The following is an 11,956-nucleotide window of genomic DNA, read 5'->3' as shown; positions in this document are numbered from 1 at the left end:
GCCCCTGAGCGTGCCGACGACACCTGTCCGTCCGACGCCTTCGGTCGTCTCGATGCCCCACGAGCGCAGTTTGTCCGCCACGAAACGCGCCGTCTCGAACTCTTCGAAGCCGAGTTCTGGATTGGCATGGAGATGCCGCCGCCAGGCCGTCATCTCGGTCTCCAACTGCTGCACCGATGGAACCAGTCTCATGCCGATGCCCTTGCGCGGAGAGTTTGCGAGCGGCTCTGAAGGATGGCGATGACACCAAGCAGGGTCGCCGAGAATGCGATCAGCAGCACAGCGACGGCCGCGATGGCAGGGCTGATGGACTCGCGAACCCCGGAGAAGATCATGCGAGGCAAGGTTCGCTCCGCGCCTGTCGAGAGGAAACTTGCGACGACGACTTCGTCGAAAGAGATGATGAAGGCGATGATGGCCCCTGTAATGACGCCCGGCGCTATCAGCGGCAGCACTACCTTGAAGAATGTGCGCATGGTGCCGGCGCCGAGCGATGCCGCCGCGCGAACCAACGTCCGGTCGAAGGTCGAAAGGCTGGCGACGACAGTCGTCAGCATCACAGGCACGGCCATCGCCGTATGCACCAGAATAATCGATAGCTTGTTGCCGACGAGTCCCAGTGTGGCGAAGAATGAAAAGGCCGCGACGCCGACGATGACGACTGGCGTCACCAAGGGCGCGGCGATGATCGCGTAGAGGATTCGCTTGCCGGCAAAATCGCCCCAGGCGAGCCCGATCGCCGCAGGTATGCCGAGCAGCAACGCCAGAACCGTGGTGAACAGCCCGATGACGACCGAGTTCCACAGTGCGTTCGGCCAACGCTGGTCGACCCACAGTTCGGCATACCAGCGCAGCGACCAGCCCGGCGTCGGAAATGCCAGCGAATTGCTCGAGGTCAGCGACATAGGGATCACGATCAGCAGGGGCAGGATGATGAACGCCAGCAACGTCGCCGCGTAGGCATACATCAGCCACTTCCGGAAGCGGTCGGCGCTCATGCGACATGCGCCTTGCGGCGGAAGAGGACGGACGCCGTCCAGAACAGCAACGCAAACAACACGAGGATCATCAGCAGTTGCAGCGAAAGCGCTGCACCCATGCCCCAGTTCAGTGTGCTGTTCGTGTAGAAAGCTATGTAGCTGGAGATCATCTGGTCGGTCGGCCCGCCGACAAGCGTCGGGGTGATGTAGTAGCCAAGTGCGAAGACAAAAACGATCGCCCCGCCGGACAGGATCCCTGGCAGGATCAACGGTAACTGCACGCGGCGCCACGCCGTGAGCCACGGCGCACCCAGCGACAGTGCCGCGCGCATGTAGGTGGTCGGAACCCGCCGCATGACAGCGACGACGGAGAGCACCATCATAGGCAGCAGAACCTGAACCATCGCCAAATAGAGCGAAAAGCGGGTGTAGATGAGGTCGAGGGGTTCGCTGACGATACCCAATCCGAGCAGAGTGGAATTCACGGGGCCGTTCTTCTGCAGCACGATGATCCAGATGACGGTGCGCACCAGCAGCGACGTCCAGAGCGGAAACAGGATCAACGCGAACATCAGCTTCGACCAGGCCGGGGGCGCGCTGACAATTGCCTGCGCCAGCGGCACGGCGAGCACCGCGCAGATGACGGTCACCACGATGCTGATCCAGATCGTACGCAGCAGCGCGTCGACGAAGATGGCGCGGTCGGCGGAAACGGCTTCGATCGAATTGTCCGCGCCTCGCTTCAGGTCCAGGCTCGCAAGCAGATAATAGTCCGTTCGCGCGCTTTGCTGACGCGCTATGACCTGCCAGAGATCGATGTTTTTCCAGCCGGCCTGTTTGCCGAGCACCTCGTCGCGCACAGGGCGCATGTCGAGCTTGCCGTCGGCCGCATCCTTTGCCGTCTTGATGACGAGGAAACGGCTGCCGACCACGCGCTGGTTCACGAGTTGCGCCAGGACGCCTTCCTTCCCGGCGCGCCGCGCGTCGGCCAAATCCTCGACGAGTGCTGCAAAGACGGGTTCGCCAGGCAGGCCGCTATCCGCATTCCAGCCCGCCAGAGCGGCAATTGTGCGCGGCAGGTTGTTCGAGAAATCCGAGTTGTCGACGGCCAGAGCGAGGAAGCGCGCTACCGGCCACAGAAACAGAATGACGACGAACAGAATAAGCGGGGTCGTCAACAGGGCGAGCATGCCGCCCCGTTGGCGCCGCTTCATAGCCGGCTTTGTCCCGACCAACATGCCTGGGTTACTTCGCGAGCCAGGCCTTGAAGCGTTCTTCCAGTGCTTCCTTGTGCTCGGTCCAGAAGTCGTTGTCATAGGAGGCGCCGTACTGAAGGTGCTCCGGCGACGTCGGCAGGTTGGCCTTCCAATCCGCGGGAATGAGGTCGGCGGCTTCCTTGCGGCCGGTGCCATAGGCATAGAGTTTCGAGAAGCCGGCCTGGTTTTCAGGGATGGAGAACCACTTGAGGAGATCCAGCCCGGCCTGCTGGTGCGGCGCGCCCTTCACCACCGCCCAGTAGTCGGTGCCATAGAAGAAGCCAGCGTCCCATGCGATCGCATAGGGCTTCTTCTCGTTGATGGCTTCGTTGGTGATGCGCGCATTGAACGCGTCGCTGAGAGCCACTTCACCACTGTCGAGGTTCTGGATGCCCTGCGTCGTTGTGGACCACCAGACGACGTGCGCCTTGATCTTGTCGAGCATGGCGAAAGCCCGGTCGACGCCTTCCGGCGTGCCCAGCACCTTGTACATGTCCTCGCGCTTAACGCCGTCGGCCATCAGCGCGTTTTCCAGCGTGAACTGCGCCTGCTGGTAGAGACCGCGCTTTCCCGGAAATTTCTCGACGTTCCAGAAATCCGCCCAGCTCTTCGGCGCGGCGTCACCTTTGTAGACCTTCGTGTTGTAGGCAAGGACCGTAGCCCAGGTGTCGGATGCGACGCCGCATTCGTGCAGGGTGCCTGGGAGATAATTCGCCGCGTCGCCGGTGATCTCGGGCGTCAGCGGGACGAACAGGCCTTCGGCGCAGCCGACTTCCATGGCGGGCGCTTCGACCGAGACGACGTCATAAGTGATGTTGCCTGCCTGCACCTGGGCACGCACCTTGGCGACCTCGCCGCCCCATTCTTCCATGACGATCGGGACCCCCGTCTGTTCGGTGTACTTGTCCCAGACTCCATCCTTGTAGGCCTTGTCCCATGTACCACCCCAGCCGACCACCGTGACGGGGTCGGCCGCGGACGCGGCCAAAGTCGAGGTCGCGAGGCAGATCGCGGCGGCAGATACGGCTTGCAGATAAGTCCTCATTGCAGTTCCCCTTTCTTATCGTTGTAGATTTGATCAAATTTCAAACGCAAAATGGATTGATTAGCAATAAGAATTTGCGATAGGGTCCAAAAAAGTTGAAAAGACGAGGGGATTTGATCGAATGCTGCAAGGCACTAGAGACCTGCGCGCCAATGTCAGTCTCGCTGCTGTTCTGGATGAGGCCCGACAGCGTTTCGCTGACGCCAACCCGAACAGCCGGGCGCGTCAGAACGAGGCCGCGGCATCGTTGCCGGGTGGCAATACGAGGGCTGTTCTATGGTATCCGCCGTTCCCCGTATCGTTTGTTTCCGGCGACGGCTGCAGGGTCACCGATCTCGACGGCCATACCTATGTCGACCTGGTCTCGGAATACAGCGCCGGTTTTTACGGCCATTCCGACAAGGCGATTTCGGCAGCCCTTGTGGACGTAATACAGGGCGGCATCATGCTGGGCGCCCCCAACCGCTACGAAGCGCGCCTTGCAGCGGCGGTGGTCGACCGTTTTCCAGCCATCGAGCGCGTGCGCTTCTGCAACTCGGGCACCGAGGCGAACATCATGGCGATTTCCGCCGCTCGCGCCATCACAAAGCGTTCGAAGATACTCGCGTTCCGCGAGGGCTATCACGGTGGCGTACTCACCTTTGCGCATGGCGGCTCGCCGCTCAATCTGCCGTTCCCCTTTGTCTTCGCCGACTACAACGATAGTGCAGGCGCCGTGGCGCTCATCAAGGAACAGGGCGACGAGCTTGCCGCCGTCATCGTCGAGCCGATGATGGGCGGCGGCGGCTGCATCCCGGCGACGCGTGAGTTCCTGGAAGCGCTGCGCGCGGCGACGAAGGAGACCGGCGCGCTGCTGATTTTCGACGAGGTGATGACCTCGCGCCTCGACTACCGCGCGCTCCATGGCGCACATGAAATCTTTCCCGATTTCGTGACGCTCGGCAAGTATATCGGCGGCGGCGCCAGTTTTGGCGCATTCGGTGGACGCGCCGACCTCGTCGATCGCTTCGATCCGGCTTTGCCCGGTGCGTTCTCGCATGGCGGGACGTTCAACAACAATATTCTCAGCATGGCTGCTGGCTTCACCGGTCTGACCGAGGTGCTGACGCAAGAGGCGAGCCGCGCCATCAATGCGCGCGGCGATCGCTTGCGCGAAGCGATGAACGTCTCCCTTGAAAGGCATGGCGTCGAGGGCATCGTCATAGGGCGTGGGTCGTTGATGAACCTGCATTTCGTCAGGGGGCCGGTGGACACTCCGGCGCGGCTCGACGATGCCGATCCTTCGGTGATTGCGCTTTGGCATATCGAAATGCTGTTGCGAGGGTACTACGTGACGCCGCGCGGCATGCTGGCGTTGTCACTGCCATTTGGCGACACCGAACTCGACGGCTTCGCCGGCGCATTCGACGATTTCCTGTCGAGCAACCTCAAAATACTGCCGCGCCGGACAAACTGATGCTTGATCGCAAGAATGCCAGTGCCGGCTCAGCCGCGCAAAAGACAGCTCATGTTCGTGTCCATACGGGCTTGAAGGAAGCACTGATGAACGGTGACTTCCTGCCCGGCCAAAGACTGGTCGTGCGACAGCTTGCCGAACAGTACCGGACCAGCGCCATGCCGGTGCGCGAGGCCTTGCGGCAACTCGTCAGCGACGAGGCAATGTTCGACCACCCAAATCGGGGCGTCATCGTCCCCGAGGCCACGGTGGCGCGTATTTCGGATCTGGTGCGTGTGCGCTGCAGCGTCGAAGGAACGGCGGCCGAGTGGGCCGCGACGACCATCACGCCCGAAGAACTCGATGAATTGGCGAAGCTGAACGGGCTGATGCGCGAATGCGTCGAGAGCAATGTCATGGCTAGCTATCTCGGCTTGAACAGGCGCTTCCATTTCACGATGTACCATGCCGCGCGGTCACCTCTCATCCAGCAAATCATCGAGAAATTGTGGCTGCAAGCAGGACCGTTCTTGAACATCGTCCGCTCGGACGTGACCTACGGCCTGGGCCTGGACCATCACGACGAAATGCTCGCGGCGCTGCGTCGCGCCGATGGCGCGGCTGCGCGCAAGGCGCTGGTGGCCGACCTGCGCGAGGCCGCCGACATCATTCTTCGCGCCGCCGCGGCGGCTGAGGCTCAACCTGCGCGCAAACGCCCGGCTTCGGCACGCCGTGATCCCAAGGCGCAGGCGCGGTGATGGGCGGATCCCCGCGTGGCCCGGTTCATGTCGAGTTTCGTGGCGTCAGCAAGCGCTACGGGCAGACGGTCCAGGCGGTGCGTCAGCTCGACCTGGAAATCATGCGCGGCGAATTCCTGACGCTGCTGGGGCCTTCCGGGTCTGGCAAGACGACGGCGTTGATGATGCTTGCGGGGTTCGAAGATACGACCGAGGGCGAAATCCTCATTGACGGTCAGCGCATCGACAACGTTCCCGCCAATCGTCGCGGCATCGGCATGGTGTTCCAGAACTACGCGCTTTTCCCGCACATGACGGTCGCCGAAAACCTGGCTTTCCCGCTCGAGGTCCGCAAACTTGGCCGCGACGAGGTGACGCGACGTGTCAGGAACGTTCTCGACATGGTCCAGTTGCCCGAATTCGGCAACCGGCGTCCGGCGCAGCTTTCGGGTGGGCAGCAACAACGCGTCGCGGTTGCCCGCGCCCTGATCTTCGAACCAAATCTTGTCCTGATGGACGAACCGCTCGGCGCCCTCGACAAGCAATTGCGCGAGCAGATGCAGTTCGAAATCAAGGATATCCATGCCCGGCTCGGCGTCACGTTCGTTTATGTGACACACGACCAGACCGAGGCGCTGACCATGTCGGACCGGATCGCGGTGTTCAGTGCCGGCCGCATCGAGCAGCTTTCGACACCACGCGAACTGTATGAGCGTCCGACGGGCAGCTTTGTGGCGAGCTTCATCGGCGAGAACAACCGCATGTCCGGCACCGTGCTTGCCGGCGGTGAAAACGGTGGCGTGGCCGTCCATCTCGACGATGGCGATCTGGTGTTGAACGCCATTTCCCCTGGCGCGACGCCCCCTGCGGGCGCCAGGGTGACGCTGTCGATCAGGCCCGAGCGCATGTCCTTATTGCACGATGGCTCCACCGCCCTCAACGTGATTGCGGCAACCGTCGTTCAGTCCGTCTATGTCGGGGATCACATCCGGCTCGTCGCTGTGACGGCGGGCGGCCTGAAATTCATTGTCAAGCTTGCCGCATCGTCGTCTCGGTCCGAACTCAATGCGGGCGAGGCGGTTCGATTGGGCTGTGGTCGTGAGGATTGCCTCGCGCTCGAGAGATAACAACAAAAGGCAGACAAGGGAGAGTTCAACAATGAAGAAATCGCCGAAAGTCGTCATCACCTGTGCGGTCACCGGCTCGATCCACACGCCGACGATGAGCCCGTATCTGCCGATAACGCCGTCCGAGATCGTCGACGCCGCCGTCGGAGCAGCCGAAGCCGGAGCGTCGGTGATCCATCTGCATGCCCGCGATCCGGAGACCGGCAAGCCTACCCCTGATCCAAAGCTGTTTATGGATTTCCTGCCGCGCATCAAGCAGCAGACCGACGCCGTGATGAACATTTCCACCGGCGGCGGGCTGAAGATGACCCTCGAAGAGCGCCTTGAAGCCGCCCACGCTTCGAAGCCGGAACTCTGCTCGCTCAATATGGGATCTATGAATTTCGCCCTGCACCACATCGCGCCGAAATACACCGACTGGAAGTACGACTGGGAGAAGGGCTACCTGGAAGACACAAAGAAGGGCATCGTCTCCAACACGTTCGAGCAGATCGAGCGTATCATCGTCGAAGTCGGCCAGGCCTATGGCACGAAGTTCGAGTTCGAGTGCTACGATGTCAGTCACCTCTACACGCTTGCGCACTTTCTAGACCGCAAGCTGCTGAAGCCGCCGCTTTTCGTCCAGACGATCTTCGGGCTGCTGGGCGGAATCGGCGCCGACCCAGAAGACATGATGCACATGCGCAGGACGGCTGATCGGCTGTTCGGAGACGACTATCTCTGGTCGATCCTTGCCGCGGGCAAGCACCAGATAAATCTCTGCACGATGGGCGCGATCATGGGCGGCAATGTACGGGTCGGTTTGGAAGACAGCCTCTATGTCGGCAAGGGCACGCTCGCTAAGAGCAATGCCGAACAGGTTGCCAAGATAAAGCGCATTCTCAACGAGTTGTCGCTCGAAATCGCGACGCCCGACGAAGCCCGTCAACTGCTGGATCTCAAGGGCGCAAACGAGGTCGGGTTTTGACGCCCGGCATCGAAACCTATGTCGGCGTCGTGCATCCTTGGATGTGCGACGCGATGGGCCATCTCAACGTTCGTCATTATGTGGCGATGTTTGATGACGCCAGTTTCCAGTTGCTGGGCAGGATTGCCGATCCTCGTTTGACGCCGACCCTCGGCTGGGCGGATGTGAGGATGGAGATCGACTACGTGCATGAAACCGCAGCGGGAACCCTGGTCACCGTTCGCAGCGTTATAGAAAAGCTTGGGAAATCGTCGCTGACTTATCTACATGAAATGCGCGGTACGCTGGACGGAGTCCTGCATGCGCGCATGCGCACCGTAACGGTGCGCTTCGATCTTCAAGCGCGGAGCAAGATCGAAATCGAAGGCGAAGCCCGGCAGGCGAGCGCGAAACTCCCGAGGGGTGAAGCCGATACGCGTGGGTGACGGCGAGAATGTCCGGTGACGGCATCGTTAGCCGCATTGGCGTCACTGAGCGAGATGCTGTAGGTCGCTGAAGGCTTTTACTCGCCCTAGGAAGGTCAGATATAGCCGCTATCGCACAGGACACCGCATTGGGCAGCCCGCCACAATCGGCCATTGCGTACGATAGTGGGTTGAAGTGGTAGCGGGAGAGGGACTTGAACCCCCGACCCCAGGATTATGATTCCCGTGCTCTAACCAACTGAGCTACCCCGCCAGGGCGGCGAAAGGCCCGAAATCCGCCTCAAATCGAAAGGCATGTCGGGGGCGTTCGCCAAGGTCGCGCGGATATAAGGTTGGGAGGGTGAGCCTGTCAAGCTTCGAAGCAACCGGCTTGCCGGCTTATCGTCATTATCGAAAAGCTTTGCCGTGCGGACATTTGGTTGCCGCCGCCGGGGTTGAGTTCGAAGGGGCACGTCGCTATGTCTCGGCCACGAGTTTTTAGAGTTTGAAACAGATGAAGCCGCGCATAGCAGTCCTCGGTTGCGGATACTGGGGCAGCAACCACATCCGCACTCTCAAGGCGCTCGGCGCGCTGTACGCGGTCTCCGACACCAACCGGGCCCGCGCAGAAGGCTTCGCCAGCGAGCAGGACTGCCTGGCGATCGAGCCGGACCAGTTGTTCGTGCGTGACGATATCGACGCCATCGTCATGGCGCTGCCGCCGCAATTCCATGCTGACCTTGCCGTGCGTGCCGTCACGGCCGGCAAGGACGTGCTGGTGGAAAAGCCGATCGCGCTGACTGTTGCCGACGCCGAGCGTGCGGTGCAGGCGGCCAAGGACAATGGCCGCGTCTTCATGGTCGGCCATGTCCTGCGGTTCCACCCCGCCTTCGAGACGCTGAAAGGGCTGATCGACAAGGGCGAGCTCGGCGAAGTCCGCTACATCCACTCGCACCGGCTCGGCCTCGGCAAGTTCCACACAGAGAACGACGCGCTGTGGGACCTGGCGCCGCACGATCTGTCGATGATCCTGGCGATCACCGGCACAGAGCCGATCGAGGTGCGCGGCGAGGGGGCCGCTCTGCTCGACAGTCTCAGCGACTTCGCGCATCTGCACATGCGCTTCCCCAACGGCCTGCGCAGCCATCTCTTCACCTCGCGTCTCAATCCCTATCGCGAGCGGCGGCTGACCGTGGTCGGCACCAAGGCGATGGCGGTGTTCGACGACGTCGAGCCATGGGAACGCAAGCTTGCCGTCTACCGTCACGCGGTGTGGCAGGACAGCGGCCAATGGGCCTTCACCACCAATGAACCCTCCTATGTCGCGGTTGCCCAGGGCATGCCGCTGACACGCGAGCTGGAGCATTTCATCCAGTGCATCGAGACGCGTGCCGAACCGCGTACCAGCGGCGAGGAAGCCATCAGGGTGCTGCGCATCCTGACCGCCGGCACGGTCACCCACACCAAGTCCAATTCCTGAGCGCGGATTATTCGGCGGGAATCTTATTCGGCAGGTATCTTATTCGGCAGGTATCTGGGCCGGCCTGGCGGCAAGCCGGGTCAGCATCGCCTCGGCCTCGGCGCCACGCTCCGAACGCTCGATGAAGCCGCCGCCGAACACGCGGGCTTCGTTGCCGTCATCGGAGTAGAGCACGCAGGCCTGGCCCGGCGCGATGCCGGACTCGCCGTCGACCAGTTCCACCCAGGTGGCACCGGCACGATGATGCAGCACGGCCGGGCGCGGCGGTCGCGTCGAGCGGACCTTGGCGAACAGCTCCAGGCCGCCAGCAGGGACGTCTGTGAGCGGTCCGTCGCCCAGCCAGTTCATATTGCGCAGATAGATCTTGTGCGTCTCCAGCGCCTCGCGCGGGCCAACCACGACGCGAGCGCGGTCGGCATCGAGATGGACGACGTAAAGCGGCTCGCCGGAAGCGATGCCGATGCCACGGCGCTGGCCGATCGTGTAGCGCAGGATGCCCTCATGGCGGCCGAGCACGCGGCCGTCGATGTGGACGATGTCGCCCGGATTGGCCGCGGTTGGCTTCAGCTTGGCGATGATGTCGGAATACTTGCCCTGCGGCACGAAGCAGATGTCCTGGCTGTCCTGCTTGGCGGCAACCGCCAGCCCCATCTCCTCGGCGATGGCGCGAACCTGGGGCTTCGACAGGCCGCCGAGGGGAAAGCGCAGATAATCGATCTGCGCCTGCGTGGTGGCGAACAGGAAATAGCTCTGGTCACGGTCGGCGTCGACCGGACGGTAGAGAGCGCGGTGGGCGCCATTGGCGCCGGAACGGATGTAGTGGCCGGTGGCCAGCGCGTCGGCGCCGAGCTCCTTGGCGGTGGCCAGGAGGTCGGCGAACTTCACCGTCTGGTTGCAGGAAACGCACGGGATCGGCGTCTCGCCGGCGACGTAGCTCTCGGCGAAGGGATCGATGACCGCCTTGCGGAAGCGTTCCTCGTAGTCGAGCACATAATGGGGGATGCCGAGCGTCTCGGACACACGGCGGGCATCGTCGATGTCCTGCCCGGCGCAGCATGAGCCGGCCCGGTGCGTCGCCGCGCCGTGGTCGTAGAGTTGCAAGGTGACGCCGACGACGTCGTAGCCCTCGCGTTTCAGCAGGCCGGCGACGACCGAGGAATCGACACCGCCCGACATGGCGACGACGATGCGGGTGTTTTCGGGACGTCCGGGAAGATCGAGACTGTTCATGATGCTTTCGTTCTGCGCGGCGCCTCAATGCCAATGTCGAGAATATAGGTCAAGCTTTACCGGCGCGCCAGCGTGCAGGGCGATTCACCGATTGCGGCCGATCTCCGCCAGGGGATGCATTTTCCCCGGCAAATCAGGGTTTGCGGGCAGATGTTTCAAATGCCGGCGAAAAGACTAACGCGGCGTTCATGATCCTTACCTAGTCATTAGGGTCTGCTTAGGCAATTTTTAAAGCTGTGGCGGTAACGTGGCGGGGATTGGGTCTTTGAGTTTTTTGTAGAGAGTACGATGACCGATCTGGTTAGACCGAGAGTCAAATATGTTATCGGGCCTGACGGCAGCCCTCTTACGATTGCCGATCTGCCGCCGACCAATACACGTCGCTGGGTTATCCGGCGTAAGGCGGAAGTGGTTGCGGCCGTGCGCGGCGGGCTTTTGAGCCTGGACGAGGCATGCCAACGCTACAAGCTCACCACCGAGGAATTCCTGTCCTGGCAGGCGTCGATCGACGAATATGGCCTTGCCGGGCTGCGCACGACACGCATACAGCAATACCGGCACTGACCGTTGCGAATTTAGACGAAGGGCGCGGCTAACCCCGCGCCCTTCGCGTTTTCCAAAACGCTTTTCGTTTCTGGAAGCGAGCCTTCTGGCGCTCAGACTGTCAATGCAACCTTGCCGATCGGCTTGGCGGCGAGGAAGGCGTGAGCGGCCCCCGCCTGGTCCAGCGGGAAGCTCTTCGCCACATGGACGGCGAGCTTGTTGGCATCGATCAACCGAGCCAGTTCCACCAGGCCCTCCCTGTCGGGAACGACGGACATACGCTCGACCCGAATGTCTCGCGCGCCGGCCTGGGTCCTGGTGTTGTCGCTGACATCGAGCAATGACACCAGCACGCCGCCACGCCTGAGCACCTTCAGCGAGCGTTGGGCGTGGTCGCCGCCCATTGGATCCAGCACCAGATCGATGTCGCGAACCTGATCGGTGAAATCGCCCTTGGTGTAGTCGAAGACCTCGTCGGCGCCGAGTTCGCGGACGAAATCGAGCTTGCCCGGGCTGGCCGTGGCGACAACGTAGGCGCCGCGCGCCTTGGCGATCTGCACCGCCAAATGACCGACGCCGCCGGCTCCTGCATGGACCAATATGCGCTGCCCCGATTTCAGTCCGCCGTGGCGAACAAGCCCTTGCCAGGCGGTGAGGCCGGCCAGCGGCAAGGCGCCTGTCTTGAGGTGGTCCGCGCCCTTCGGCTTCAGTGCGATTTGATCGGCAGGCACGGCAGCCAGCTCGGCATAGGC

At 62.2% G+C, this 11,956-nt stretch carries 12 protein-coding genes, 1 tRNA gene and 1 pseudogene; 7 read left to right on the top strand and 7 right to left on the bottom strand.

What is annotated here, in order from left to right; genetic code table 11:
* The 4 genes and pseudogenes from EOC06_RS40875 to EOC06_RS20570 form a co-directional block, all read right to left on the bottom strand.
* Window positions 1–192: pseudogene (locus EOC06_RS40875) on the bottom strand (amidohydrolase); the annotation flags it as partial.
* A complete protein-coding gene (locus EOC06_RS20580) occupies window positions 189–998 on the bottom strand; it encodes an ABC transporter permease (protein ID WP_128308643.1) in 810 nt (269 codons plus the stop codon). The gene EOC06_RS20580 and the pseudogene EOC06_RS40875, both read right to left, overlap by 4 nt.
* Window positions 995–2,194 carry an ABC transporter permease gene (locus tag EOC06_RS20575; RefSeq protein WP_164898671.1) on the bottom strand — a complete coding sequence of 400 codons (1,200 nt, stop codon included), beginning with the start codon at window positions 2,192–2,194 and terminating at the stop codon, window positions 995–997. Before EOC06_RS20575 ends, EOC06_RS20580 begins: the two co-directional genes overlap by 4 nt.
* Before the next feature lie 31 nt (window positions 2,195–2,225).
* Window positions 2,226–3,281, bottom strand: a complete 1,056-nt coding sequence (locus EOC06_RS20570; RefSeq protein WP_128308641.1) for an ABC transporter substrate-binding protein — start codon at window positions 3,279–3,281, stop codon at window positions 2,226–2,228.
* Window positions 3,282–3,402: 121 nt separating this feature from the next.
* On the opposite strand from EOC06_RS20570, the gene EOC06_RS20565 reads away from it, so the two are divergent.
* The 5 genes from EOC06_RS20565 to EOC06_RS20545 are packed head-to-tail and all read left to right on the top strand — an operon-like array spanning window position 3,403 to window position 7,972.
* Window positions 3,403–4,737 carry an aspartate aminotransferase family protein gene (locus EOC06_RS20565; RefSeq protein WP_128308640.1) on the top strand — a complete coding sequence of 445 codons (1,335 nt, stop codon included), beginning with the start codon at window positions 3,403–3,405 and terminating at the stop codon, window positions 4,735–4,737.
* Window positions 4,737–5,474, top strand: a complete 738-nt coding sequence (locus EOC06_RS20560) for a GntR family transcriptional regulator (RefSeq protein ID WP_127270373.1) — start codon at window positions 4,737–4,739, stop codon at window positions 5,472–5,474. Before EOC06_RS20565 ends, EOC06_RS20560 begins: the two co-directional genes overlap by 1 nt.
* Complete coding sequence (locus EOC06_RS20555) at window positions 5,474–6,580, top strand: ABC transporter ATP-binding protein (protein ID WP_127270374.1); 1,107 nt, start codon at window positions 5,474–5,476, stop codon at window positions 6,578–6,580. Before EOC06_RS20560 ends, EOC06_RS20555 begins: the two co-directional genes overlap by 1 nt.
* Before the next feature lie 31 nt (window positions 6,581–6,611).
* Entirely contained in the window at window positions 6,612–7,547 is a 936-nt protein-coding gene (locus tag EOC06_RS20550) for a 3-keto-5-aminohexanoate cleavage protein (RefSeq protein WP_127317813.1), read from the top strand.
* Window positions 7,544–7,972 carry a thioesterase family protein gene (locus tag EOC06_RS20545; RefSeq protein ID WP_127381726.1) on the top strand — a complete coding sequence of 143 codons (429 nt, stop codon included), beginning with the start codon at window positions 7,544–7,546 and terminating at the stop codon, window positions 7,970–7,972. Before EOC06_RS20550 ends, EOC06_RS20545 begins: the two co-directional genes overlap by 4 nt.
* Window positions 7,973–8,148: 176 nt before the next feature.
* Here EOC06_RS20545 and EOC06_RS20540 read toward each other — a convergent pair.
* A tRNA-Met gene (locus EOC06_RS20540) sits at window positions 8,149–8,225 on the bottom strand.
* A 240-nt stretch (window positions 8,226–8,465) separates the two neighbouring features.
* Here EOC06_RS20540 and EOC06_RS20535 point away from each other — a divergent pair.
* Window positions 8,466–9,431 carry a Gfo/Idh/MocA family protein gene (locus EOC06_RS20535; RefSeq protein WP_128308639.1) on the top strand — a complete coding sequence of 322 codons (966 nt, stop codon included), beginning with the start codon at window positions 8,466–8,468 and terminating at the stop codon, window positions 9,429–9,431.
* Window positions 9,432–9,470: 39 nt separating this feature from the next.
* Here the strand turns inward: EOC06_RS20535 and mnmA are convergent, their stop codons facing one another.
* Complete coding sequence (mnmA, locus tag EOC06_RS20530; RefSeq protein WP_127317831.1) at window positions 9,471–10,661, bottom strand: tRNA 2-thiouridine(34) synthase MnmA; 1,191 nt, start codon at window positions 10,659–10,661, stop codon at window positions 9,471–9,473.
* A 288-nt stretch (window positions 10,662–10,949) separates the two neighbouring features.
* Between mnmA and EOC06_RS20525 the strand changes: the two genes are divergently transcribed.
* Complete coding sequence (locus EOC06_RS20525; RefSeq protein WP_013529904.1) at window positions 10,950–11,225, top strand: DUF1153 domain-containing protein; 276 nt, start codon at window positions 10,950–10,952, stop codon at window positions 11,223–11,225.
* 92 nt (window positions 11,226–11,317) lie between these two features.
* Here EOC06_RS20525 and EOC06_RS20520 read toward each other — a convergent pair.
* On the bottom strand, window positions 11,318–11,956 hold a 639-nt coding region (locus EOC06_RS20520), incomplete at its 5' end, for an NADP-dependent oxidoreductase (RefSeq protein ID WP_164898670.1).

Origin of the sequence: Mesorhizobium sp. M7A.F.Ca.MR.362.00.0.0, from assembly GCF_004023175.1 — a bacterium.
GTDB lineage: Bacteria > Pseudomonadota > Alphaproteobacteria > Rhizobiales > Rhizobiaceae > Mesorhizobium.
This window is presented reverse-complemented; position numbering and strand designations above follow the sequence as displayed.